The following is a 26,256-nucleotide window of genomic DNA, read 5'->3' as shown; positions in this document are numbered from 1 at the left end:
CCAAGAACCGAGAACCAAGAACCAAGAACCAAGAACCAAGAACCGAGAACCGAGAACCAAGAACCGAGAACCGAGAACCAAGAACTAAGAACTATGTCGCTCGTTGCAGAACTTTGTTATACTTGACAGGCATGATGCCTTTGTCCTGTGCAGGGCGTCTCGAACGGCAACAGGAAAATATCCGGCATCGTCCATAAGCGATGCTTGTGCGCATCCGTTGCACAACAGAAGCGGAATCGATCATCGCGCCGGTTTCCGGTATCGACGAGACCTGGCGGAACGTGTAGCGACCACCTGGCGGGTCGTCAAAGGAGTAGTCTATGGCGGGCGAGGTTACTATTCGCGCGTCGCTGGCGCGCCCGTATCTGGCAGCAGCGGCAACGCCGCAGGTTGCATATCTGCTGCTTGAAGTCATGCCTGGTCAGGTGATGACGCAGGTGCGAGCGCCGGTGAATGTCTGCTTTGTTATCGACCGAAGCGGCTCCATGAAAGGCGAAAAGATTGACCGGGTGCGGCGGGCGACGATTCGCGCCATCGAAATGCTCGATGCGCAGGATGTCGTCTCAGTCGTTATCTTCGATCATCGCACCGAAGTCCTGATCCCTGCCACGCCGGTCACGCAACATGCTGAACTGGTTGACCGCATCAACCGTGTGCGCGATAGCGGCGGCACCCGGATCGCGCCCGCTGTCGAGGCGGGGCTGCGTGAGATCGATAAAGGACCGCCACAAACGGTGCGCCGTCTCATTTTGCTGACCGACGGCCAGACCGAGAACGAGTCGGACTGCCTGCGACGCGCTGAGGATGCCGGGCGGCGCAATGTGCCGATCACGGCGCTTGGCGTCGGCAAGGACTGGAACGAGGATCTGTTGATCGAGATGGCAAACCGCTCAGGCGGCGCCGCCGACTACATTGATCGACCGGAAAAGATCGTTGATTACTTCCAGAGCACCATCCAGCGCGCACAGGCGACGACGGTGCAAAACGCAAACCTGACGCTCCGGTTTGTGCAGGGGGTGTTACCGCGCGCTGTGTGGCAGGTCTATCCGCTTATTACCAACCTCGGTTACCGCCCGATCTCCGACCGCGATGTGAGTGTGCCGCTTGGTGAACTGGAAACCGGCAGCGGACGCACGCTGCTCGTCGAAGTGCTGATCGAACCGCGACCAGCCGGGGAGTATCGTATCGCCCAGGCAGAGGTGAGCTACGACATTCCGCTGCTGAGTCTGTCCGGTGAGAAGAGTCGTACTGACATCATGCTCACCTTTACGACGGACGCCGGGCTTGCCGCTCAGGTGAATGCCACCGTGATGAACATCGTTGAAAAAGTCAGCGCCTTCAAACTGCAAACGCGTGCATTGCAGGACCTCGCCGCCGGTGACGTCGCGGGAGCGACCCAAAAACTGCAAAGCGCCGTGACCCGGCTGCTCAACCAGGGCGAAGTCGATCTGGCGCAAACGATGCAGCGTGAGATTCAGCACTTGCAACAGACCGGCAAACTCTCCAGCGAGGGGCAGAAGACGATCAAGTTCGGCGTGCAAAAGACCGTGCGACTGAGTGACATCAAACAGGAAGAGTAGAGGTCAGGGGTTGCAGATCAGTTCAGTGGATGCGTGGCGTCACGCCGGTTCACCCATCCCGCAGCATTGGCCATAGCACCGATTCCGGGCGTCCTGTGGTACAATTGGCGCAGGAATGCGGTTCCCCCTGCAAGGAGCGCATGTACAGCGCCATATGTCTGATCTGCTCGCACCGGAAACGATTATCCACGGCGCTCATGCCGAATATCGCATCATCTCACTGATAGGTCGCGGCGGGATGGGGGCGGTTTACCGCGCGCTGCGCCTGGCGGACTCGACGATCTGGGCGTTGAAGGAGATGCGTCCGGCGGAAGACCTGCCGACCGCAGAACTCGAAGAGAATCGCCGACTCTTTCTGCAGGAAGCCGAACTCCTCAGCAAACTCAGCCATCCGGGGTTGCCGGTCGTCGCGGAACTCTTCGAGTATCAGGGGCGCCCGGTGATGATCATGGAGTTCGTTGCGGGGCAGACGCTCGAGCACCGCATCCGCGACGCCAATGCGCCACTGCTCGAACAACAGGTGGTCGGCTACGGTATTCAACTGGCGCGCATTCTGCATTACCTCCATACGCGCACGCCGCCGATCATCTACCGCGACTTGAAGCCGTCAAACGTCATGCTGACTCCAGAAGGGGTGCTGAAACTGATCGATTTCGGTGTTGCACGCACGTACAAAGTGCGCAAGGCGAAGGATACGATTGCGATGGGGTCGGCGGGCTACGCGCCACCGGAACAGTATGGCAAAGGGCAAACCGATGCACGCTCCGATGTGTACGCGCTTGGCGCCACATTGCTCCACCTGCTGACCAATCTGCCGCCGATTCCGCTGCAAACGCCCGCCAAGGGGAGCATTCGCAAACTCAATCCATCTGTTGATGCGCGCACCGAAGAGACGATCATCAAAGCGATGAACCTCGAACCATCAAAGCGGTTCAGCAGCGCGCTGGAATTCGAGCAGGCGCTCCATCGCTGCCTCGACACGCCGTTTGTCGATCCCGTCCCGCGCGCCACCCCGCCGCCGCCGATCATTCCGCCGGTCGTCGCGCGCCCACCGGTCGAGACGATCTTGCAGGCGCCCATCGCGCCGGTCGCCCCTCCCATCCCGCCCCCCACGGCGCCGGTCGGCGCCATGCCCGAGGGCCATACATGCGCACGATGCGGGCGGATCAACAAGCCCAGTGCGCGCTTCTGCGCCGGTTGCGGCGCGCCGCTCAGCGCCGCTCTGGCTGTACCGCGTCTGATCGTCGCCTCGCCGCGCAGCACCTTCGAGCAAAAGATCGAACGCACACCGCTGCGGATCGGCCGCCGTGACCCGCGCCAGCATCACTATCCAGAACTCGACCTGGCCGAGCACGACCGCGGCATCGCGTCGCGCCATCACGCGATGATCGAACGCAATGGCGATTACTACACCTTGACCGACCTGGGTTCGACCAATGGCACGCTTGTGAATGGGACGCCGTTGCCGCCGCACCAGAAACATCGCCTGCGTTCCGGCGACCGGATCAAGATCGGCGAAGTGGAAATCGAGTTTCGTTGGGGATAGATTATGGGAAAGACACCACGCTTCGACACGCTCAGCGCACCGCGTGTGCTCATTCTGCGCGCCGCCGGCATCAACCGCGACAATGATGCTGCGCTGGCAATCGAACTTGCGGGCGGGCGCCCGGAGATAATCCATATCAACCGGCTCATTGCCGGTGAGCGACGCCTCATGGACTATGCGATGCTGGTTATTCCTGGGGGATTTTCGTATGGCGATCACCTGGGCGCAGGAAAACTTCTGGCGATCGATCTGACCCATTGCCTCGGCGATCAGATGATGCGCTTCATCGCTGACGGTCGCCCGGTGATCGGCATCTGCAACGGCTTTCAGGCGCTGGTGAAGGCCGGCATTCTTCCCGGCGCGCGGCTCGATAAGGTAACGCTCACCGATAACGCCTCCGGTCGCTTCGAGTGCCGTTGGGTGCATCTGGCTGCCGACCCAACCAGCGTGTGCGTTTTCACCCGGGGCATCGAGCGCCCGATTGAGGTGCCGGTCGCGCATGGCGAAGGGCGCTTCGTGGCGCGCAATGCAGCCACTCTCGCCGCGCTGCGCACCGCCGGTCTGGTGGCGCTGCGCTACGTCGCCGCCGATGGCGGGCTGCCTGCGTACCCGGAGAATCCGAACGGCTCGATGGATCACATCGCCGGAATCTGCAACCCCGGCGGCAATGTGCTGGGCTTGATGCCCCACCCGGAGAACGCGGCGCTGCCCTACCAGCATCCGCGCTGGACGCGCGAGCCGCTGCGAAACGAAGGAGACGGGTTGATCATCTTTCGGAACGCGATCCGGTATGCGCAAGGGATGTGATCGCGGGAAGGCGCGAGGCGCGAGGCGCGAGGCGAGGGGCAAGAGGCGAGGGGCAAGGGGCAAGAGGCGAGGGGCGAGGGGCAAGAGGCGAGGGGCGAGGGGCGAGGGGCAAGAGGCAAGAGCTCAGAGGGTCGAGCGGAGAGATGATATCTGTCCAGTCTTATGCCGCTAGCGCTGGCTCGTAGTGGAGTACAATTGTTCCGTACGGAGCGCAAGCATAGCATAGGTTCGCCCGTGACCATCACTGAATTCCACCTCAAAGACCCCAGGCGCCAGTTCTTCAACGATGGTTCCGACCTGCCCCCGGCGCAGCCTGCGATCTGGAAGGTCTTCGAGCAGCGCCACGACATCAAGCACATGCGGGGTATCATGCGTCATCTTTTTTTCTCCTTCGCATTGCCCGTCTCGAGTTTATGACAGCACTCACCGAAACCACTTCCGCTGCGCTTCCTCGAAGAATCCCTCGGCGCGCAGGGCGTCGAGCGCCTGATTGACGGCGTCGTGCAGGCGATATGCTTCCGGCGCAACCGCGATCACATACGGCTCGAAGGTCAGCGCCTGCGCGATACGCACCTCCGGCGCGCGCGCCATAGCTATCAACGCCGCCGGATGATCGACGATCACAGCGTCTACTTCGCCGCGCTGCAACGCCATCAGCGCCTCGTCGGGAGCGTCGTACTCGGAGCGCAGCGTAAACGTCGCGCCCTCCATCAGGCGACGCCGCGCCAGCGTATCGGCGTCGGAACCGAGCGCTACACCCACGACGCGACCGGCGAGGTCCGCTTCCGAGGCAATGGATGCATCCGAGCGGACCACCAGCATCTGTCCGGCATTGAAGTAGAACTGCGAGAAACGCGCACGCCAGCCGAGTTCCGGCGCGTAAGGCAGTGCAGAGATCGCCACATCAGCGCGCCGCGCCGCCAAATCGTCGTAGATCGAATCGAGACCGCTGGGGACGAATTCCACCTGAACACCAAGGTGCGATGCAATCCCATGCGCCAGATCGATGTCGTATCCGGCAGGTTGCCCATCCTCAATCCAGGTGAATGGGTAAAAGCCAAGATCGACTGCAACCCGCAAGGTACGGCGCTGCTGCACCCCCGCCCACACCGGGTCGAGTCCCTGCCCGGCGACGCTCAACCCCATTTGTGCACTTGCCGCCAGCGCGGCATACCCGATGATAATCAGCAATGCCGCCACATCGAGCCAGCGCCTTCCGGCTTGCTGCCGCCATCGCATCCGCAGCGCCTCTCTCATCGTATCTTCATACAGATGGCTTGATCACCAGTCTATATTCAAGTATACTTTAATCAATCTCGATAGCAACCCTTCATGCCTGCGGTTTTTTCTCCCGGCAACTCTACCTAATTCATGCATCATACAGATCGACGACATCGACTATTGGATGAGTGTCAGTTTCAGTGAATGTGGTGATACCTATGCAGGACCCGCGTCATATGTCGCAACCCCCGGTTCAGCAAACAATACCTCCGCCGCCATACCCTGTCCAGTCGCCGTATCCATACTACACGCCTCCGCCACGGGTTGGCGCTGCCGGTCGTTTTGCCCGGTTAATGCGCCTGCTCCTGCGACGTGTGCTGTACAACCTGGTGCTGCTGGGGCGCGCCATGCGACCCTTTGCCTTGACGCTGGCGGTCGCCTTTGTGCTGTTGGGTGTCATCGGCTGGATGGGCTGGCAACTGTGGGGACCAAAGCCGGACGGGCCGACCTTCACCCGCGCCGACTCCATTCCCCCGGCGCCGGCTGTGCTCAACTATCTACAAGGGCGCAAGACCTTCGACGCCGATATGATGTGGGACTCGTTCAGTGCCGAGTATCAGACATCGCGCCTCAACGCCGGCGCCTCGAAAGCAACCCTGCAATCGCAAGCCAATATCGAGAAGAACATGGGTCTGACGTATAACCGCTACGATTACATCGGCGGCATCCCGCTCGATGATGGCGGCGCGATGTATTTCTACGCAGTACAGGTGTCGCTCCAGAGCCAGAGCGCCAAAGTGCCGATGGTCATCACTGCCAACCCGGATGGCAAGATTATCAATATCATCTCGCCGCTTGATCGGCTGTCGCAGAATAACTGATCCGCCTTCACGTCTGGTGTGAGTGGCGCACACGCGCCCAAGATGAGGAGTTGAAGCATGGCTCTCGAACCATACCGCCCCAGCGTCGACCCGCGCTATCGCGATGAACTTGATCGTGAACTCGATCAGAAGATTGATCAGGCGTTCCATCGCTGGCCCTGGAAGGTGCGACGCTTCATCTGGCGCGTGTTGATTGCTGTCGCCGCCGTCTGGCTGGTGGTCAATCTGGCGCCGCGCGCCTTCGAGTTCGTGATGACAAACGATATGGGGGCCGCAATCATTCAAGTGTTGCTGATCGGCGCCTATCTGTTCTTCTTCATCGGCTTCCAGTTCTTCCTGATGTTCTACTTCATGGGGCGAACCCGTATCTACTGGCTCAAGCCGGGTGAAACGGGCATTGGCTTCAAGGATTACAAAGGCAACCCGGAAGTCCTGGAAGCGGCGCGCCGGATTGTGACCCTGCTCAAGGGAGCGAAAGAATTCAAGGAAATGGGCGGCGAAGTCACCCGTGGCGTGCTCCTGATCGGACCGCCAGGAACCGGGAAAAGCTATATGGCGCAGGCAGTGGCGACTGAAGCAGGCGTCCCGTTTGGCTACCTGAGCGCTCCATCGCTGACATCCGCCTGGATGGGTATGGGCAACATGAAGGTCATGCTGCTCTACCGCAAAGCGCGCAAATTGGCGCGTGAGTATGGCGCCTGCATTCTCTTCATCGATGAAATCGACGCGATCGGCATGGCGCGCAGCTCCAACCTTGCCGGTCAGGGCGCGATGGGGATGTCTCCTGACCCGAACCATGGCGGGCGCGCCAATGTGGTGATGGGCATGGGCATGGGCATGGGCGCTGGAAGCGGTCTGCTCAATGAGTTGCTCATCCAGATGGACCCGCCGCCCCACGAGCAGTCGCTGAGCGGAAAAATCCTGCGCTTCTTCGGTCTGCGCCGCAAGAAGGCGGAAATGCCGCCGGTGCTGACGATGGCGGCGACCAACCTGGCGGAAACGCTTGACGCCGCGCTGCTGCGACCGGGGCGCTTCGACCGCAAAATTGCGGTTGACCTGCCCGACGCTGATGGGCGTAAGGAAATCATCGAGTACTACCTGGCAAAGGTCAAGCACGAGCCGATGCCGATTGATCGCATGGTCTCCGACACGATCGGCTACTCGCCGGTGGCGATCAAGTTCGTGATCAACGAAGCGGTCATCCACGCACACTTCGACGGACGCTCGGCGATCAACTACTGGGACTTCACCCGCGCGCGCGAGACGCACGAGTGGGGCCTGCGTCAGCCGATCCGTAATATGTCGTATGAAGAGCGCCGCCGCCTGGCGTACCACGAGGCGGGCCACGCCTACGCCGCCGTCAAACTGCTGCGCAAGGAGCGCCTGACAAAGGTGACAATCGTGCGCCACGGCTCGGCGCTTGGGTTCGCCGCCTGGAAGCCGGAAGAGGAAATCCATACCCGCACGAAAGACGAATTGCTCGACCGGATCAAGATCGCGCTCGCCAGCCGCGCCGCTGAAGAGGTCTTCCTCGACATCCAGATGAGCGGCGTCACCGGCGACCTGCAGAGCGCCACCGGTCTGGCGACGTTTATGGTCGGCGCGTATGGCATGGACAACACCCTCTACTCGCACCTGACCTTCGGCATGCAGGGGCTGGCAAGCCCGGACATCAAGATGCGCGTCGAGGCGATCCTGAACGAGCAGTATCGCCAGGTGAAGACGCTGATCGAAAGCAACAAAGAGGCAGTTATCGCCATTGCCGAGGCGCTGATCCTGCGCAACGAACTGACCGACATCGACGTGAACGAAATCCTGGCGCGCGTCGAAGCGGAGCATCCGTTCACCGACCCGCGCACCGTGCAGCGCCAGCAGTTCGGTTTTGTCACCAGCCGCGCGCTGCCGGAACCGGTCAGCGTGAGCCGCCGCTACACCAGTACACGCCGCCCCGCCGATGTAGTGAATGTCCCTGCTGCCACCCAGCCGACTTCTTCCCAGCAACCGCAGGCGTCGGCTGAACCGGGCGACGAGCAGGCGTAGTCGATGGCATTCAACGCAAGACCCCGCGAGTTGCAGAAGCTCGCGGGGTTTTTGGTGTTGGGAATGAGGGGCGCCGAGAACTAATGCTCATACGAGGTCATTTAGAAAATAATGGTTTTTGAGAAAACAATCCGTTATCGCCCGGTGAAGCCTGCGCAGGCGGACTTTGCACCCGTAGCCCCCGGCTTCAGCCGCCAGGCGGACTGCGAACGCGCGTTGTGGTTCGTTGCGCCGTGAGCATCGGGCGCTCGACCATCCTGTCTGACTGACCGCGAGTTAGTATGAGAACCAGGAACCGCCTCCCCCCACTCCTCAAGTCGGGCAGTGCCGAAACCGGTTGTACACGCCGCGATATGTTTTTCGAACCAGGAACCGCCCCCACCCCCCTGCCCTACCCCTGCCCTCCCCCCAGCGGGGGAAGGGCGAGGGAGGCGCATAAAACATTTCCGCCCTTTTTGCAATGAGTCAATCCTGCCCTCCCACAGCGGGGAGAGGGCGTGGGAGGGGGGAGGGGAGCCATGTTCCCTCTCTTGTCCCTCGGTAGAAGAAGGGGGGATGAGGGGAAAAAGAAGGGCATCGAGACGGCACAGGCGAGGCAGCGCCTCCCCGCCCCACGGTACGGGCAAGGCGGCGCCTCGCTCCAACACGGCGCCGACGCAGTGCTGCTGCGCTCGGCGCGCGAGACCTTACAACGGCGTCATCCCCGGATGACAGGATTGCTATCCGCCCATCTTGCAGGATAGTGCGCCTTCCGCTATAGTAGCGTCAGAAGAAGCCATCGATCAGGGCATCTACTTTACACCATGCGCGCATTGATTACCGGTATCAATGGATTTGTTGGCGGGCACCTGGCAGAACATCTGCTCACAACCGACACGTGGGAGGTCACCGGCCTTGCACGTCAACCTGCACTTACGCTCGAAACGCTGGACGGACGGGTACACTACATCGCTGCCGACCTCAACGACCGCGATCAGACGCTCAGAGCGCTTGCCAGCGTCCGGCCCGACGTTATCTTCCATCTCGCCGGCCAATCGAACGTACCACGCGCCTTTGCCGACCCGCACACAACGGTGCAGACCAATGTCGGCGCGCAGATCAACCTGTTTCTCGGTGTGCTGCAATTGCGGATCGATCCGCTGATCATCATCGCCAGCAGCAATGAAATCTACGGCATGGTGCGCCCGGAAGAATTGCCGATCACCGAACAGACGCCACTGCGCCCGGTCAATCCGTATGCAGTGAGCAAAGCGGCGCAAGACCTCTTCGCCTACCAGTACCACATCAGTCACCACTTGCGCACCATCCGGCTGCGACCATTCAATCATATCGGTCCACGTCAGACAGAGGCGTTCGTCGTGCCAGCCTTCGCGGCACAGATCGCGCGAATCGAAGCCGGGCTGCAACCGCCAGTGCTGCGCGTCGGCAACCTGACGGCGGAACGCGACTTCAGCGATGTGCGCGACATCGCGCGCGCGTATGAACTCGCCGCGCTTCACGGCGAGGTTGGCGCGGCGTATAATGTCGGCAGCGGTCGAGCGGTCAGTGTGCGACGCATCCTGGACATCCTGCTGACCTTCAGCACGCACGATATTCAGATCGAACCAGATCCGTCGCGTATGCGCCCATCCGATGTGCCGTGCGTGGTGTGCGACGCGGCGCGCTTCCGCACCGATACCGGATGGATGCCGCATATCCCGCTCGAGCAGACCCTGTTCGACACACTTGAATACTGGCGTTCCCAGGTACAGGAGCAACTATGAAGGCAGTCATTCTGGTCGGCGGGCTTGGCACCCGTCTGCGACCACTCACATGCAACACGCCGAAACCGATGATTCCGCTGGTCAACCAGCCGTTCATCGTCCACATGCTCGAAAATCTGCGCAATCAGGGGATCGAGGAGGTCATTCTGTGCGTTCAGTACCTGGCCGACCGGTTTCGTGAGGCGCTTGGCGATGGTTCGGCGTTAGGGTTGAAAATCCGCGTCATCGAAGAGCCGGAACCGCTTGGCACCGCCGGCGCAGTGAAAAATGTCGAGCATCTGCTCGACGGCTCAACGTTCGTCTTCAACGGCGATGTGTTGACCGACCTCGACCTGCGGGCAATGCTGGCATTCCACCGGGAGCGCGGCAGCAAATTGACCATTGCGCTGACCCCGGTCGAAGACCCGACTGCGTATGGGCTGGTTGAAATGGACGAGACCGGTCATATCCGCCGCTTCATGGAAAAACCGCGCGTCGATGAGATCACCTCAAACCTGATCAATGCCGGCGCCTACATCATCGAACCGGAACTGTTCCGCTATGTCCCGCCCAAACAGCATTACATGTTCGAGCGCGGGCTGTTTCCAGTGGTGCTGCAAACGCGCGACCCAATGTATGGATACCCGTCACCCGCGTACTGGACCGACATCGGCACGCCGTCGGCATACCTGGAGGTGCACCACGACATCCTGGTAGGCAAGGTGCGCTACCGTTTCCACGGCGAAGAGATCGGCAACCGCGTCTGGCTGGTCGGCGATGCCGACATCCACCCCCGCGCTCAGGTGATCGGTCCGGTCGTCATTGGTCCAGGAGTGAAAATCGGGGCTGGCGCACAGATCATTGGTCCGACGGTCATCGGCGCAGGATGCGTCATCGGCGCGCAGGCGCGGATCGAAGGCGCCGTTCTCTGGAACGGCAACCAGATCGCCGAGGGAGTGGCGTTGCGCTCGTGCGTCGTGGGCAGCCGCAATCAGATCGGCGCGCGCACCCACATCACCGACGGCGCCGTCATCGGCGATGCATGCATTATCGAAGCAGACAATCGCCTGGAGCGCGGCATCCGCATCTGGCCCGAAACCCATCTGAAAGAGCGTTCGATCTCCTTCTGACAAGTGGCTGCACGAGGCGTGCTATAATGACGCGGCGCGCTCCACATGACGGAGCGCACCAGCAAGACTGCAGAAGGAGCACGATGATGGCACGTGTCGCAATCAACGGCTTCGGTCGGATCGGTCGTCAGAGCTTCAAAGCAATGCTCGAACAGTACCCCGACGACCTGGAGATCGTCGCAATAAATGATCTGACCGATAACGAAACGCTAGCGCACCTGCTGCGCCACGACTCGACGTATGGCGCGTTCGACGGCGATGTCACCGTCACAAACGACCGGATCAGCGTCACGTTCTACGGCGAGGACGGCGACGAACGCCAGATCGACATTGTGGCGCTTGAGGAGCGTGAACCGGCAAAATTGCCGTGGCGCGACCTGGGCATCGACATTGTGATCGAGTCAACCGGGCGTTTTACCGATGCCGAGAAGGCGCGCGCGCACCTGCAGGCTGGTGCTCGCAAGGTCATTATCACAGCGCCCGCCAAAGGCGAAGACATCACCATCTGCCTTGGCGTCAACGAGGATCGCTACGACAACGCCGTGCACCATATTATCTCGAATGCCTCGTGCACCACAAACTGCCTGGCGCCAGTCGCCAAGGTGCTCAACGACCGCTTTGGCATTCGCCGCGGGCTGATGACCACTATCCATTCCTATACCATGGACCAGAACTTGCAGGACAACGTCCACAAGGACCTGCGGCGCGCACGGGCGGCAGCGATGAATATCGTACCGACCACCACCGGCGCAGCGCGTGCCGTGGCGCTGGTCATCCCCGAACTCAAAGGAAAGTTCGACGGGTTCGCCGTGCGCGTGCCAACGCCCACCGTTTCGATGATCGACTTTGTGGTCGAACTCGAGCAGAGCGCCTCGGTCGATGAAATCAATGAGACCTTCCGTGAAGCGGCGCAGAGCAAGGAACTGGAAGGCATTCTGGAAGTGACCGAAGAGGAACTGGTGTCAACCGACTTCATCGGTTCGACTGCATCGGCGATTGTCGATCTGCCGCTCACCATGTCGCTGGGGGGCAACCTGGTCAAGGTCATTGCCTGGTACGACAACGAGTGGGGCTACGCAACGCGCGTCGCCGACCTGACGGCGTTCATCGCTGATGAGATTGAGGAGTAAAAAATCCCTCGGTGGAGCCGTCGCAATGCGACGGCTCCACCGAGGGCGGTCAGGCGACACCACCTACGATGCCAACACCTCTGCCATGCGGCGCAACTCACGGTTGCGGCTCAGGCGCCCCAGAATGTTGCGCTTGACGTTGTAGACCTCGGTGACGCTGTCGAAGAGATCGCGACGCATTTCGTAGATCTCCCCCGGCTTGCGCCCCATCACGAATGAATGATAGATCACACAGCGCTCGACATCCCCTGCCAAAAGGGCATTGATCGAATGCCAGAACTCCTCGCGCGACACTCGATCAATAGCCTCTTCGTCCGGGGCATCGATGATGAAATCGAACCCCTGCGTCAGCGCTTCGGGAATGACTTCCGCCCACGACTGCGACCGCGCACAGTCGATGACCACGCAACTGGCGCACATCTGGAGATAGTGCAACAGCGATCCAAGCGTTGGGAATGCAGCAAATCGTTCTGGCATGATCGCCTGCCAGAAGCGGGTAAAGACCGAACCGACGAAGTATTCGCTGCTCTCCCCTGTACTGCTGAAGGCGCTGCTCCGCCGCACCCAACTCTCGACCAGCGCACGATACTGATAGAACAGGATTTCCCATGCCGCTTCACAACGCTCAACCAGCGCCCGCCGGAACAATTCGTAGGCAAAGCGCGTATCGTGCGGCTGCCCGCGAAAGAACCGATCACTCTCGATCTGACAATACCGTTGCAACACCGATAAATCCATGCTTGCGATCGTCTGCCGGTCGATATCCGCATGCTCGTATGGAGCGTTCCGTCTACGAATACTGCCAACCGATGCCTCCGATGGAACGCGAGGCATTGCTTGCGTGGACATACTGCTCTGCTGCATCAATGTCTCCTCGTCGATCGCTTGCCTGCATATGCCGTTTGTGTTCCCTGCACTTCTTCTCACATTGTAGTGATCGAGTGCGTATACGAGAATGTTATCAGGATGAAAACCAGATGATAAAAATACGATGATCAATGGTAACAGCCGATTACAATCGAGAAATCATTAATTTCGGTGTAATGAGTTTTAACTTTTTTGACGGACAGATGAAGCCAGGGCGTGGCACATCCCTCTCCAACGTCAGTCGGCAAAGATGCCCCGTTCCGCGTTGAGGAGAGCAACCAGTTCCGCCAGGGTGAGCGCCGGACCGATATTCTCGGTCGAGTCGCTCCAGCATCCCCAATACCCATCGCGATCAACACGCCAGAACGCGCGCCCCAGGTAGTGTCCGGTGCGCGGGTCGTGGACGGGGACGCTATTGCGAACGGCAGAGAGCGGAGCGCGGGGCGGACCCCAGACGACCAGCGTATCGGGGCGCGCCTGACGCGGATGGCGTTCGGGGCGGATGTGGGCAGTCAGATGCGGATACCAGAAATCGCGCGGGCGGGTCACGAGCGGCAGAGGGCGCTCCAGTGCATCGAAGAACCACAGCGGTTCACCGGCATTCAACCGGATGATCGACAAACCGGCAAAATCCGAGTCGATCGTGATGCGCGCGTAGATCGTGAACGCGCGCAGCGGCTGGGCAAGGCGCAACACATCAGCGATGAGCGACCGCTGCGCATCGGGCATGCGCCACATGAGGTCCTGAGCAGTTGGGGCATAGATCAGCGCTTCCATAGATGTCTTACTATCTGTCTACTGAGGTATACTTGGTGATTGATCTGAGGCTAACCAAAGACGTGTGCAAGATGCGCGCCCCTGCACGTATCATAGCGCCGATCATCCCCGAATGCAGTAGGAGAAGAGTCCCTTTTTTTATGGTTAAATGTGTCCTGCGCCTCTCCTTTTTCTCCACCCTCCTTCTCCCACACAGGGAGCAGGTGGAGGTTTTTCCCCTCACCCCCCTGCCCCCCTCTCCCACATAGGAAGCAGGGGGGATGTTGCCCAGCCAGCGCCGAAGCCCGCCGCCCCTCGCACCCTGCCCCCTTCTCCCACCAGGGGAGCAGGTCGAAACCATTGCAGCGCGCCCGCGCCAATGACCCTTCCCCTGTGCCCACCAGGAGAACAGGGGGCATCGGGGCGCGGCGCCGCCTCGCCCGTACCGTGGGACGGGGAAGCGCTGCGCCCATCGGCGTCCTGACACCCAAGATGGGTGCGCAAGAAGGGGAAACGACCAGAAACAACCGTAGACGACAGAGGGGCGGTCGTGATACGTCAGGAAGCACAATGTCTCATCTGCTGCTCCACGCATTGCACTGCTGATCGAGACGGCGGCGCCAGCACAGACGGCACGTCGCCCCCCTGACGCAGGGCTGCACGAGGCAGAGGACACGACAGCGCCTTGTGTGCCATCAATCCAACGACTCAGCCATTTGACAGGAGAACGCCAAGCCTATCGAGACGCCGAGCGCCGCATTCAGGCAAAGGAACGAGCGGCGCCGGGCAATGCAGCCTGGAGCCTGCGATGAAAGGCACAACGACGCCTGCCGCAGGCGCCTTCACGCCGACGGGGCGTTGCGTCGGGCAAGCGCCAGTTCAATGGCGCGCAGCACGGTGACGCGATTGCGATGCGCCTGTTCGTACTCCCTGAGCGCAACGAGCGTCGCTTCATCCAGATTGTCAACGAGTGCAGCCGCCTGTTTCGCGTTCAGAGCATCGTAACCGGAAACCGGCGCTGCCTCGCCAGACTCTGCTGAAACCGCAGGCGCGTCGCTCTCTTCCGCCGTTGTGGGCGTGAACGGCGCAGCAACGGCGCTCTCCGCCGCCGCTTCAGCCACGACCGTCTCACCCTCGCCTCCTGCCGCCGGCTCAACCGGCGCAGCGACGGCGCTCTCCGCCGCCGCTTCAGTAACGACCGTCTCGCCCTCGCCTCCCGCTGCCGGCTCAACCGGCGCAGCGACGGCGCTCTCCGCTGCTGCTTCAGCAACGACCGTCTCGCCCTCGCCTCCCGCTGCCGGCTCAACCGGCGCAGCGACGGCGCTCTCCGCTGCTGCTTCGGAAGCGCTGACCGTCATCGACTCAGCGACAGGCGCATGTCCATCGCCGGTTGGCGTGGCAAGGGGAGCGCGCACCGCGAGAATCTGATCGAGCGCTCTGCTGATCTGATCGACCCGCTCGTGAAGAAGATTGATCGAATCGCGTGTCGGCAGGTCAAGGGCGGCGGCAAACATCCTCCCGCGACGTTCGATTTCTTCCTGGAGCGTCTGCTGGAGCACGCGCCCCTCATGCCCAACCTCGCGGGTCACACTCTGATCCCCGATCAACCGGTTGCGGACCGCCTCGACGTGGCTGAGCCGATCACGAGCAACCTGTTCGCCACGCGCCGCCAGACGATCCAGCAGTTGCTCCAGTTCATCGTCTGCCAGCGTAATGGCGCCGAGCATCGCCAGCAGACTCTTGCGCACGACATCGCGGGTTGTATCGAGCACCATAATCGATGCCTCCTCTATACTTTTCCTGCGCACGAGCCGCAGGTATAACGCAGTGCGTTATACCTTTAGTATACCACAGATCGTCAAGCAAGGCAGGGAGGGCTTCAGAACTTCCGTGAGCCACGGAAGCGACCGGTGAGCGCCTGCGGGGGCGCCCCTCCTTCCACCAAGACCCTTGACAGGAAGATCAACCGGATATGAGACCATCTCGTGACCGGCGTTGGCCTGGTCGGCGACCAGAACAAGTCCATCCTCCCCCACGCAACCGGATATGAGACCATCTCGTGACCGGCGTTGGCTGAGCCTGTCGAAGCCAACGCCAACCGCTTCACAGGTGCAAGCGTGTTTGTCCGGATGTAGATTGATCTTCCTATGAGATCTGACAGGCATATCCGGCACAGGGTTCATTCCGATGGTCAGATGCCGTACCGGGACAGGTTCACGGCGGAGACCTCAAGGATCGGGGATGTCCTCGCCACGCCCACGGGCAACGTTCACCATTCCACGTCCCACCTTCAACCGGCGCCCTTTCACGAACCTGATATAATGCTACTATATTGCAGCGGAAAGGAGCAACCCCATGCTCAGCGAGAGCATTCAGCAGGCGATCAACAAACAGATCACCTACGAGTTTTCGGCATCCCACGCATACATGGCGATGGCAGCATACTTCGAGTCACTGTCGCTGACCGGCTTTGCCCACTGGTTCCGGTTGCAGAGCGAGGAGGAACGCGAGCACGCGCTGCGCTTCTTCGATTATGTCAACGATCGCGACGGGCGCGTGACCCTCGGCGCAATCGACGAGCCGCAGAACGAGTTTGCCTCGCCGCTCGACGCCTTCGAGCACGCGCTGGCGCACGAGCAGCGGGTCACTGCCGCCATTCACGCGATCTACGCCCTCGCCGCGCAGGAGAACGACTATGCCACGATGAGCATGCTCCAATGGTTCATCGATGAGCAGGTCGAAGAGGAGAAGAGCGCGCAGGAGATCATTCAGCACCTGAAGCTGATCAACGGCGATGGAACCGGGTTGCTGTTGCTCGACCGGCGGCTGGCGGAGCGAGAGGGGGAAGAGGAAGAGTAGGGGCGGACGCGCGGGCGTCAACTCTACGCCCGGCGGCTGATGGTTTTTGCACCATCATTCCGCTATCCGCCAACCCGCCCGGCGGTTGATGAAATACCCTGGCTGGCGGTTGAAACCGCGCCTTGGGGCGCGTGCGCGCCGGGCGTCGGCCTGCGCCGACGCTGTCCCGCCCGGCGGCTGAGGGGATTTGAATAATTATTCCGCAGGTGCGAAGCCCGCCTGCGCGGGCTGTGCCGGGTGCCGAGCTGCTGCGGTCTGAAGCCCTTGCTGAGGACGTGCCAACCCCGACGGGGCTGCGCGGTTGCGATGCGCGGTCGCCAAGGCGCGCACCGCTGCGGGCGGAAGCCCGCGCTGCCGACGGGAATGCCCCTCCGGGGCTGGCCCGCGCTCCGGAGGCGCGGCTGCGGGCGGAAGCCCGCGCTGCCGACGGGAACGCTCCGTCGGGACTTCCGTTCCAATTGGTGACCGGTCTACGAAATATGCAGACGCTTGATCTGCCGGTCGAACTGGCAACGCGCATCAGTACCACTCGCTTTGAACGATACACCACTCATCACTTGTCTCCCAATCTCTTGAAAGAGTGACACGCAATATGCGAATGTTGAATTGTTGCTCCGATCGCACAAGACATATCGCTTGCTCGTCCAGTTCGTTAGCGTTCGTGACCAAGACTCCCTCAAAAGAGTTGGCATGAATCTGACCTCTGTTCTTCTGAGATTCATACTGTTGTGCGGCGATGACTTTACGGCGTAATTGTTGTACCTCTCTTACATCGATTGATCTGCCTTCATTACCACAACGACGTAACTTACACTCGCCAACAACAACAATTTTTGCATCATCATCCGCAGTTCGATAACCGTAGATGTCAATCTGCTCGTTCCCGATCTCCCCTTTTTTGGGTGGAGTAATACAACGAAGAGAAGTGTCTTGACTTTGTAGATAAAGAGCTGCTTTTGACTCGAATGCATCAGCTTTTGCACGTATCACACGATCGCTTTCCCTAGAGCTATCACTTTCGGGGATCGTAATTTCTGGCTTCCCAATCCATTTGATATCCAGCCAAGGTATAATGTTACGAACATGCCAGCGAATACTGTCATCGTGAAGTTCTCGCGGACGGGTATGATCGGTATCATAACCAATCATACCTAACACTAGGCCGATATTACGTGCATTTGCCATCATTCCCAGTAACTCTGGTTCTACCGGTTGTGAGCAGCCAAGAACCAAAAACTGATACCGATGGTTTTCCGAACAGTGGTGTGAGATACGGTCTTTAGGGTTTCCATCCTCAAGCAAGATATGTTCGAGTAGCCGGATCGATGGGTGCTCGAGGTTATTCTTAAAATATTCGTTGAATATTTGGCGATACTCTTTTTCTAAAGTTTCTTGTTCGTCACGAAAGAATCGGTGGGATTTAAAATCAAGACCAATTGTATTTACTCCAACTATACATTGAAAGTCGTGAAATGATGCCTTGAAAACATCGGGATCAATAACAATATTCATTGCCATCCCTCAATGTTTTTGCATGCCTAAAATTGCCTGATTCAATGAAGCCAACTCTTGAAGATCATCCGCGAAGAAACCACGAAATCCTTCAGGAGTGCTCATCTTCCCCTGCTGGTCAATGGCGACAGGTTCAACGCTGCTACCATTCACATGTCTATCAACGAAGTAGACTCGTAGTTTATCAGCCGTCATTTGTGTCGGTTCACTGTCAGTTATCATTCCAGCAGTCGTTTCAGCAATACGACGCCTCAATCTGAGCAGCAAATGTTCACTGTGCGTCTCAATCATGAAACGCAATCCGCGTTGGGACACAGCAATGAACAAATCTGTTAGCTGAGCCTGCGCCCTCGGATGCAGGTGCAGTTCTGGTTGCTCGATAATTAACATGTCACCTGGTTGCGCCAAAACTGCTTGAGTGATGATGGGCAGCGTTTGTGTGATACCGAAACCAACCTCGCTAATGTTGGCAGAGAAATGTTGCCCCTGCTCCTCAGATAATTCTCTGAGGCGAAGTTCGTACAACCTTTTGCGGTCGTCGAGAGGTTGCAGCTCCAGATGATACATCATTCCCGCAGATGTTAGCCAAGTGTTGATAGACTCCATCGTCTCAGCATTTGCCTGCACGAGGTTGCGCACGAAATTCCTGCCGCGTTCCGGCGATACAGCACGTTGACCGGCGACATAGTAAAATCTTCGGGGAGAAGCGCGCAAAGGTCCAATGTAGTCGATCTTCTCCAAGAACGAAGAGAGCAATATCCGTATCCCTCTCAGGATATTCCAGATATGATGAAAATCTTTACCGAAAACTTCCTCAGGAACATCCGTATCCTCCTGATCTTTCTCGATTTGGAGATACTCACTTTCTTGTATCCTGATATGAGGAAGGAAACCCTGTCGACTGAATATTTCAATGTATGTCCAAGGATTAAACGACCACTCCTCATTACTCTCGTCGAACAGATCAGCCACGATAGTCCAAGTGGTTGTGTCGCTATCTCTAGGCTTATCCGCTCGGAGGACGATTTTTCCATCTTGGGCAAGAATATCCACTCCGCGTAGCTCGGTTATGCCGACAGTATTTCTCCCAATGATGAGCCTGACTGTCAATATTTGGACATCTGGTTGCTCGCTAATCGGCACTTCTCTGGAGATGACAAGATTATTGATAGACTCTAAGGCCCTATTCAGATACACATCCTTGCCCTGTGCGTCGCTCCGTCGCTGAAACTCGATTTTGAACCAGAACGATATATCTTTCGTCACATCGTGGTCTTTGACAATTTCAGAGTAGTCGCCGAAATCGTATCCTTCGTCTTTGACAAAGAGCAATGTATCACCGCCCTGCTCACTTTCTAAAATCTAGCGCAGGAGCAGGAGCGCGCGGATAAGCGCGCTCTTGCCGCTCGAGTTGCGGCCGAACAAGAGCGTGATCGGTTTCAACTCGATCCAGCCGCTGTCTTCAAATCCCATGAAGTTCTGCACCCGAAAGGCAGTGACGGTCATCTTATGGCCTCCTCATGGTAAGTTGTAAGCGTCCCTGCCTGCTGCGACCAAACACCCACGCCCGAATGGTCTTGCCTACTGGAAAACGTTCCTGCATGTCGGCGATGTCGCGTGCAGGAGGATCAAGACGCTCGCGACTGAGCGATGCTTCGTGACCGAGGATATCAACAACCACCCGGTCGCGTTCAACACGCACTACCTTTCCTTCCAAGTACATGCCCTCGCGCACATCCTGAATAGACACTGGACGACTAATCTCGATTGAGTCCTCTGCTGACGAGCGAGGAGCGGAGGACGTTGTACGTTGACCAGCGGGACAAACCTGTAGCGGATCAGGTAAAACGGGCCGATCCTTGTATTCGTTAATCTTGCCGCGTTTGATCTTAGGGTCTTGGCGCTCGATCTCCATATAGCGGGTCAATTCTTTGTCGGGACCCGGCCATTCGAGCATGCAAAGCAGCATTTGAATCCGTTCGACATTGGCAAGGCTTGAAACATTGGCAGCGTCGATCTGTTCGCAAATCAGGCGATCAAAGCAGGAGATGAACATCGGGATGCGATCATCCGCCTTGACAGCGCCGATGCGCCAGTCATCGCCTTCAAACAGGGTCGCATAGCGTTGCTGACGATCGTCTAACATCAAACTAGCCTCAATCTTGATTGCCCCCATACCGAACGGCTTGCCCATACCGATGCTGTGACGATACGCTCTGTCGGGTTCGCCAGGCAACGTCAAAGCCCACAACAACGCGCCAAGTTCTACGTCAGAGAGGTTCTCGAAGGCGATACGCCAGCAAAAACGAACTCCGGGAGCGACCGGTCGCATCTGAGTATGTTGTGTGTCGTTTTCTTTCTCGTGTCCTTGTGCGTCACGCAACCGATCCGGCGCTTCCTGAAGATCAGCTGCTGTGACCGTTCCCTTATGCCAGTAGAGCTTGTACCCGCGAATAACGCTCTTGCCGTGATCGGCATAGTCGGTCAGTTCTTTCACATACTTCGGGTTGCCGCTACGATCGCGTCCCTTCTCCTGAGGATCGGGTGTTGGTTGCGTCAGGTAGTGTTGAAAAGTGGTTGGTTTGGGACTGCCCAAGATTTTGGGCACGATTGGTTCTCTACTCAGCCAGATGTCGACTTGGTTGGGTTCCAACAGCGCATCGCCAACGAAGACGCGGCTGGCGTAAGCACGCGCCTTGCCCTCACCGGTTGACTTTGTGTAGCCAAAGATCGCTTCTGCCAGATCGAGATCGCTTTCGCGGCGCAACGCCTCTGGCACGAAGTCGAGCGGCGTGCGATGATATGGCAGCCGCATCATCATCGTATGACCGAAGAACACTAGCTTGCCGTCCTCCATCAGGTAAAAGACCGGTTGTTTATCGCGTAGAACGCCATTTTTTCCTAACAAATGTTCCTGTTCCTGGCTCACTTGATCTTTATAGGCAGCTACGAGTTCATCAGGGATCTGGATCAGTTTCGCATCTTCGTCAGGCGGATAAATCACCGCTTCACTACGTTTCGACGCCATTAGTCCGCTGCGTACCAGAGCACCCTTTCTCAAATCTTGCGCTTGTTGCGCCGATGCACGGTCCACTTTCGCATGCTTGATGCGCAGGAACCCGCCACGCACGTTCTGATAATCATATTGGCCCGGTTGAAACCAGATTTCAGACGCATTCTTGCACGCGCCCCACGGTTTCAGCCCGCTAGGAAGAGTATCACTGCGAATCCGAGCAAAGGTTGTTCCCCCAATATCCTTTGCCGGACGAATAAAGTACTCGCCGCGATCCTCAACGATGTAGCCGGCTTTAACCAGCGGCGTGTAGTGCCACGCCAGCTTCCCGCTGCGATTGGAACGCTGACCATCATTCTTCATAATACGATTGCGATATTTTTCACCATGACTGGTCGGGTCACCAACAGCACGGTAGACGAGCGGTTGTTCGGAGACCCACTGCACCTTGCTGTAGCTAATGATCTCCACGAGCTGGCGTAGCATGCCACGCAGACTGCTGCCGGGAATACGAGGGGTTTTTGCCGGATCGGTGAAAAAGAAGTCTGGTTTGTTGCGCACCTGTTGACGCCAAGGGATATTGTCGTCCTTCCCGGTTTCTTGGCACTCGAACTCTTCCGGCGTCAACGGCGCACGCACGAATATCGGTGTCTCGGTTGTGATCATGCACTCAATGTATCCGGTTTTTCGATCCGGATGATACCGATCCTGATCGGGAAGTGTCTGAGGATCAATTGTTACGATCTGATCCGGCAATGGGACAAAGTTGTACGGTGCAACGGCTCTTTCTTTCGTAGGATTCACGTGTTTCGGTAATGTCACGGTGTTCCTCCTCAGACACTTTCCGGCAAGACTTGGACTAAGCGGCTCAGCGCAATGCGAGCTTCACCATCGTCGTTTTCTGTAATGTAGTGGCGCACACGCAGGCGTAGTTCATGGTGTTTGAGTTGGGCAGGTGTGACGATCACGGGTACAGCATGACGCATACCTTGAGACCCCTCTCGCACCAACGTGAAACCATTGTGTGTAGATTCGACTGTATCACCCCACAGAATCTGGTCTTCGTCAATAACATCGTCCGAGTTTCCGTCAACATCAGTGACAAACCGCGCACTCCATCCATTATCAATGCGCCATACCAGCAACTCGCCCTTTGGCCCGAACAAGCGAGCCTGTTGCAAGGTGACCGCACGCAATGGCGGCGACGTTGGAGTGATGCCGTGAGACGTGTGCAGATTGGCGCCATCAATGCGTCCCCAAATGACTCCATCATCGGCATGGACGAGTAGATAGCATAACCCGTGTTGCTGCGCTTGGGTGACGAACCATTGTGCTGGATCGGACGCAAAGCTGCTATCCACCTCCACAGGAGTAAGGATATAGGGGTCCTTCATCTGGTCACCTCTGCGGTTTCAACATACCTGTGCAACGCTTTGACGTAGTTTTCCAGCGCATCACCGTTATGGACAGTCAACTTTCCATTTTGAGCGGTTTCGATAGTGAGAGGCGTCGCTTTATGCTGAGACGTTGTGACAGTTGCCCTCACCCCCCTTAATCGCCCGCGCCCGATGCTTACTTCGCCACCCAGCGGCAGATCGCCGGTCCAGAGGTCTTTGAGCACAAGGAGCAGCAAGCCAATTTCCGCGTCGGTCGGATTGCGTAGCGTCAGATCAACTGTTATGAGCGTATCGTCCTTTCCAAAAACCGGTTGCTCGTTGAATAACCCGGTTCCGTGAACACTGCCGGTAAAGCGGTCGATTCGAATCCGGTTTTGCACCAGATTAACCGGATTTTCAATAACCGTCTCTTTGACAATCAATCGGCTGGCCCTAGCTGGCTGTTTGCCATGAGTGATGTCAGCCGGGCCAAACATCTCGTCGATCATTGATGGCGTGCGACTACTATTCGCAATCGTGCGCATAATCCGCTCAGCACGATGGCGCAGCGCGCCGGCCAGACTGGTACCGGAGAGCACCGGTCGTCGTGTACCATTGGCTTGCTTGCTGTGCAGGTGAACGGTGTCCGGGCCGCGATCCTGTTCGCCGAAACCTGCCCGAATCAGGAGCGATCCGTTCAAAGCAAACGTAGCTTGAATCACGCATACACTGCGCTTATCCTCAACCCTTGCGAGGGAAACGCCGAGTAACTCCGCAATGTCGTTTCCTGTTTTCAGAGGTTGGGTAGGCTTATATCCCCAATTAGGATACTCTGATGCAAGCCAAGCAAGGAGATCGGAAGGCTGTTTCAGGTCATACTGCCGGATCCGCCAAGTCGCAACCCTGCACTCGCCAAATCCGCGACGCTTGCGCATTCCAATGGCAATCTCGTCTGTTGCCAAACCGTGAAGCGCAAGGGCAAGCAGTTGTCGAACCTCTTGTGAGTCGGTATTTTGACTAATCAATAGTTCTATGCGCAATGGGAATGTTGTGCCCGCTTCCAGAAGCTGAAGATCATATTTGTACCCACGCGGTTTACCATTCTCAAAGTCGATCTTGGCAGTCTGCGTTACCGGATCAATGCGCACGCCGTCGCGCAATTCAACTTTCGGTGTTTCTCCGACTGCATCATCGATGACCAACGCACTCTGAACACCGTCGTCATTCCCCTTTTCAGCACCAAAGAGCGACTCGATAGCATTATCGAAGATGCGCCTGCCGTCTCGATTCAAACGCACACCAAATCCATGCCGTCGCTCATACACATAGTTACGCAGTGCTCCGGCCAGCGACGTGCCGGGCAGCAACACCTTGCCTGTCGCCTCATCCAGCAACAGCGGCATATCGACAATGCCATCACTATCACCATTCCCAAGATGGGTGGGAGTCTGTAACACCAAGTCACCTTCGATCAACCAGCGCTCGCAGATTTGCCGCGATTTGGTCAGAGGATGGGCGCTCATCATTCACCGCCTTCCCTGCGACGTTCTTTTGCTAGTCGCGCTAGTATGCCATCGATCAGGCGAATGGTATAATCACGCGCTAGGGCTTCATTTCCTTGTGTACTTACACGAACATTTGCTCCAATACCCTTCGACAGGTTCTGCGCACCGATTTTGTCCCAGACCGACTCGGGCTGCTTCAGGCGATCCTCTAGCCAGCGAGACAGTCGCTCACTCCCGATGCGCGTGCGCTCAAACTGATCGCGCACCGAGCGGCGTGTTTTGATATTGTCTTCCAGATAACGCTGTAGACGAACAATATCGCCATTCGACAATGCCTCGCGCACAATAATGCGCATCCGCGAGATCTGGGCATTGGAAAGAGGTATTCGGTTATCCAGTCGGATGCCGTAGATCGCTTTACGAAGCTGACTATCCAGATCGCGACGGATCATCCGACGAACGATCTGCTCTGCCATTTCTCGCGCGGGTCCTTCTAATGTCGGAAGAGTACGCATTTGCTTTGGTTTTTCAGGCGCCCTGATAACGTTCAGTTTCGATTCGCGTTGCCAGTCGAAAACCAGTCGTCCAAAGCCTTCGCTCCGACGTTCACCAATCCCTTGCCACTCGGCGGCAGCAATCGTGTTGGCGCTGATCGGGGATTCTGCACGAAGCACAAAGACACTGCCGGCAGCAATGGCATGCGCCTGCGGCAATGGCAATCCCCACGCGCGATTGAACCCGCCTACCTCTTCCATCCGCCAGACGCTGCGGCGTTCTTCGTCTGCTTCTGGTTGAACATATTCAACAGCAACACCGAGCAATGCCCGCAACGCAAGGCGCACATCCCACGTGTCCTGCCCGGTCGCCGGATCGCGGATCAGCGCATCGCTCAGAAGCGTCACGATGAACGGTTGTCCGGCGGCAATGCCCTGAACCTGTCCTTGCGTTTCACGCCATGGCTCGAGAAGATCGCCGACTTCGACAAACACACGTCCATACCCACTGTTGCTCGATCCACCGAGGCGTTGAACATCCTGCAAAAGCGACTTCAACATCTCGACATCGCTATCGTCATCTGCCAGCACCCACCCGGCTAAGGTTTGTCCTTCTTCCAGTGCATCGTACTGAAAAACAGCGCCGCTCGCTTCTGTCGCCCGTCCCATCAGACGATCTCGACTGGTGTGAACGTTGATACGGCGCTGTGGAGCGATGAAGTACATCTCATCGTCATCGATCCAGCAGAACGGCTGAGACTCCCTAGCAGCAGCGACGAATTGCGCCTTTTTGTTATTCACTTCGTGAATAACCTCGTGGGCAAAGTCGTACAAACGCGTTTCATCATCCTTGACAGCAAACAGTGATCGCGGTACAGGCAGGGTTCTACGACCCCTAGCATCAACCGGGTAAGCGTGCAGATACCGTGTGCGAGCGTCGAAGAAGAGACGCCGTACTTCCTCCGACCCGGCGTCGATGGTCCCAATACTCTTCTTTCGCATATATGCAGATACAACTGCTCCACGCACAGTACTGCCGGGCACATAGGGATAGGACACGGCGCTATTCGGATCGCCTGCAATGCGGGTTGCCAGCAAGGGTTCCAGCAGGGTTATGCGGTAGGGAATGACCTTCATTGCGCCACCTCTCCGGCAAACACGCGAAAGAAATGCTCAGTGATGTCTGCGCCATCACTATTGAGCAAGTGCGCCTGTAACCGGCCACGGCCACGGTTCCGCCCGGTTCCGGCGCGTCGCCATGCGAGTACACAGGCCGCGACCAAAGCAAGCGTTTGATCGTCAGGCGTCTCAGCAAACTCGAGTCTAGACTCGAAAATCGTTCCCGGCAGGATAATGCGCATAGAACGCAGACTGCCCTTTTCTGGCGCACCGTGCTCGTTGATCGATGTCTGGCGGCGTACAGCGGTCAGCGACTCAAACACTTCATCAGCAGACAGATCCGCAGTATCGATCATCACTCTGATGGCATCTCGCAGCGGCTTGGGAAGACGGGCGTCCCCGACGCGCAGCGTGCCTGTGTCCTTCGAGGTGCTCCCCGGATAACCAAAGACACGATATGCCCTGTCGGGCCACTGCCCCGCTTTCCCCTGTAATGTGAGCGCATACAACAGGTTGGCGCACTCTTCCGCTAGGAGTCCTTTCAATGTGCGTCCACGCAGAAACGGCATACCATCGGCATCGCGCTCCACCTCTTCGTCGAGAAGGCCTGCCACACCATCGCCGCGTCCGAAGGTAGCGCCGCTCTGCAACGTGAACCGGAGCATATACGTTGTCATA

22 protein-coding genes are annotated in these 26,256 nt (G+C 58.1%); 9 read left to right on the top strand and 13 right to left on the bottom strand.

Annotation, left to right across the window (positions count from 1 at the left end; all coding sequences use genetic code 11):
* The first annotated feature begins 320 nt into the window (after nucleotides 1-320).
* The 3 genes from AC3EA7_RS10085 to purQ all read left to right on the top strand — a co-directional run bounded on the left by AC3EA7_RS10085 (nucleotide 321) and on the right by purQ (nucleotide 3,933).
* A complete protein-coding gene (locus AC3EA7_RS10085; protein WP_488613923.1) occupies nucleotides 321-1,580 on the top strand; it encodes a vWA domain-containing protein in 1,260 nt (419 codons plus the stop codon).
* 154 nt (nucleotides 1,581-1,734) lie between these two features.
* Nucleotides 1,735-3,126, top strand: a complete 1,392-nt coding sequence (locus AC3EA7_RS10080) for a protein kinase domain-containing protein (protein ID WP_488613922.1) — start codon at nucleotides 1,735-1,737, stop codon at nucleotides 3,124-3,126.
* A 3-nt stretch (nucleotides 3,127-3,129) separates the two neighbouring features.
* Entirely contained in the window at nucleotides 3,130-3,933 is an 804-nt protein-coding gene (purQ, locus tag AC3EA7_RS10075) for a phosphoribosylformylglycinamidine synthase I (protein ID WP_488613921.1), read from the top strand.
* 168 nt (nucleotides 3,934-4,101) lie between these two features.
* Here purQ and AC3EA7_RS10070 read toward each other — a convergent pair whose 3' ends face one another.
* Nucleotides 4,102-4,311, bottom strand: coding sequence for a DUF4926 domain-containing protein (locus tag AC3EA7_RS10070; protein WP_488613920.1), 210 nt, complete (start codon nucleotides 4,309-4,311; stop codon nucleotides 4,102-4,104).
* A 45-nt stretch (nucleotides 4,312-4,356) separates the two neighbouring features.
* Nucleotides 4,357-5,172 (bottom strand): ABC transporter substrate-binding protein, encoded by an 816-nt coding sequence (locus tag AC3EA7_RS10065; RefSeq protein WP_488613919.1) that lies wholly within the window; start codon nucleotides 5,170-5,172, stop codon nucleotides 4,357-4,359.
* 218 nt (nucleotides 5,173-5,390) lie between these two features.
* Here AC3EA7_RS10065 and AC3EA7_RS10060 point away from each other — a divergent pair, with 218 nt between their 5' ends.
* The 5 genes from AC3EA7_RS10060 (at nucleotide 5,391) to gap (ending at nucleotide 12,077) form a co-directional block, all read left to right on the top strand.
* Nucleotides 5,391-6,035: a hypothetical protein gene (locus AC3EA7_RS10060; protein ID WP_488613918.1), complete on the top strand. Its 645-nt coding sequence runs from the start codon at nucleotides 5,391-5,393 to the stop codon at nucleotides 6,033-6,035.
* Nucleotides 6,036-6,092: 57 nt separating this feature from the next.
* A complete protein-coding gene (locus AC3EA7_RS10055; RefSeq protein ID WP_488613917.1) occupies nucleotides 6,093-8,075 on the top strand; it encodes an AAA family ATPase in 1,983 nt (660 codons plus the stop codon).
* Nucleotides 8,076-8,878: 803 nt separating this feature from the next.
* Nucleotides 8,879-9,838, top strand: coding sequence for a GDP-mannose 4,6-dehydratase (locus tag AC3EA7_RS10050; protein ID WP_488613916.1), 960 nt, complete (start codon nucleotides 8,879-8,881; stop codon nucleotides 9,836-9,838).
* Entirely contained in the window at nucleotides 9,835-10,947 is a 1,113-nt protein-coding gene (locus AC3EA7_RS10045) for a sugar phosphate nucleotidyltransferase (protein ID WP_488613915.1), read from the top strand. Before AC3EA7_RS10050 ends, AC3EA7_RS10045 begins: the two co-directional genes overlap by 4 nt.
* Nucleotides 10,948-11,030: 83 nt before the next feature.
* Entirely contained in the window at nucleotides 11,031-12,077 is a 1,047-nt protein-coding gene (gap, locus tag AC3EA7_RS10040; protein ID WP_488613914.1) for a type I glyceraldehyde-3-phosphate dehydrogenase, read from the top strand.
* 63 nt (nucleotides 12,078-12,140) lie between these two features.
* Here gap and AC3EA7_RS10035 read toward each other — a convergent pair whose 3' ends face one another.
* The 3 genes from AC3EA7_RS10035 to AC3EA7_RS10025 all read right to left on the bottom strand — a co-directional run bounded on the left by AC3EA7_RS10035 (nucleotide 12,141) and on the right by AC3EA7_RS10025 (nucleotide 15,475).
* Entirely contained in the window at nucleotides 12,141-12,815 is a 675-nt protein-coding gene (locus AC3EA7_RS10035) for an RNA polymerase sigma factor (RefSeq protein ID WP_488613913.1), read from the bottom strand.
* A gap of 366 nt (nucleotides 12,816-13,181) precedes the next feature.
* Nucleotides 13,182-13,721, bottom strand: coding sequence for a hypothetical protein (locus tag AC3EA7_RS10030; RefSeq protein WP_488613912.1), 540 nt, complete (start codon nucleotides 13,719-13,721; stop codon nucleotides 13,182-13,184).
* An 821-nt stretch (nucleotides 13,722-14,542) separates the two neighbouring features.
* Nucleotides 14,543-15,475, bottom strand: coding sequence for a phasin family protein (locus AC3EA7_RS10025; RefSeq protein WP_488613911.1), 933 nt, complete (start codon nucleotides 15,473-15,475; stop codon nucleotides 14,543-14,545).
* Nucleotides 15,476-16,055: 580 nt separating this feature from the next.
* Here AC3EA7_RS10025 and AC3EA7_RS10020 point away from each other — a divergent pair.
* Entirely contained in the window at nucleotides 16,056-16,559 is a 504-nt protein-coding gene (locus AC3EA7_RS10020) for a ferritin (RefSeq protein WP_488613910.1), read from the top strand.
* 519 nt (nucleotides 16,560-17,078) lie between these two features.
* Here the strand turns inward: AC3EA7_RS10020 and AC3EA7_RS10015 are convergent.
* From AC3EA7_RS10015 to AC3EA7_RS09980, 8 genes are read right to left on the bottom strand one after another with little or no spacing between them, the layout of a single operon-like run.
* Nucleotides 17,079-18,071 (bottom strand): hypothetical protein, encoded by a 993-nt coding sequence (locus AC3EA7_RS10015; protein WP_488613909.1) that lies wholly within the window; start codon nucleotides 18,069-18,071, stop codon nucleotides 17,079-17,081.
* 9 nt (nucleotides 18,072-18,080) lie between these two features.
* Complete coding sequence (locus AC3EA7_RS10010) at nucleotides 18,081-19,403, bottom strand: AAA family ATPase (protein WP_488613908.1); 1,323 nt, start codon at nucleotides 19,401-19,403, stop codon at nucleotides 18,081-18,083.
* Between the two features lie 30 nt (nucleotides 19,404-19,433).
* Nucleotides 19,434-19,577 (bottom strand): AAA family ATPase, encoded by a 144-nt coding sequence (locus tag AC3EA7_RS10005; RefSeq protein WP_488613907.1) that lies wholly within the window; start codon nucleotides 19,575-19,577, stop codon nucleotides 19,434-19,436.
* A 1-nt stretch (nucleotide 19,578) separates the two neighbouring features.
* Entirely contained in the window at nucleotides 19,579-21,906 is a 2,328-nt protein-coding gene (locus AC3EA7_RS10000) for a TIGR03986 family type III CRISPR-associated RAMP protein (RefSeq protein WP_488613906.1), read from the bottom strand.
* 11 nt (nucleotides 21,907-21,917) lie between these two features.
* Nucleotides 21,918-22,478 (bottom strand): type III-D CRISPR-associated protein Csx19, encoded by a 561-nt coding sequence (gene csx19 / locus AC3EA7_RS09995; RefSeq protein ID WP_488613905.1) that lies wholly within the window; start codon nucleotides 22,476-22,478, stop codon nucleotides 21,918-21,920.
* Nucleotides 22,475-23,983 carry an RAMP superfamily CRISPR-associated protein gene (locus AC3EA7_RS09990; RefSeq protein WP_488613904.1) on the bottom strand — a complete coding sequence of 503 codons (1,509 nt, stop codon included), beginning with the start codon at nucleotides 23,981-23,983 and terminating at the stop codon, nucleotides 22,475-22,477. Before AC3EA7_RS09990 ends, csx19 begins: the two co-directional genes overlap by 4 nt.
* Nucleotides 23,983-25,596 (bottom strand): type III-D CRISPR-associated RAMP protein Csx10, encoded by a 1,614-nt coding sequence (gene csx10 / locus AC3EA7_RS09985; RefSeq protein ID WP_488613903.1) that lies wholly within the window; start codon nucleotides 25,594-25,596, stop codon nucleotides 23,983-23,985. The genes AC3EA7_RS09990 and csx10 overlap by 1 nt, the downstream gene beginning before the upstream one ends.
* Nucleotides 25,593-26,255, bottom strand: coding sequence for an RAMP superfamily CRISPR-associated protein (locus AC3EA7_RS09980; protein ID WP_488613902.1), 663 nt, complete (start codon nucleotides 26,253-26,255; stop codon nucleotides 25,593-25,595). Before AC3EA7_RS09980 ends, csx10 begins: the two co-directional genes overlap by 4 nt.
* Nucleotide 26,256 lies beyond the last annotated feature (1 nt).

The organism is Roseiflexus sp., from assembly GCF_057785375.1.
The sequence above is the reverse complement of the archived record's forward strand: the minus strand, read 5'-3'. Positions and strand labels throughout refer to the sequence as shown.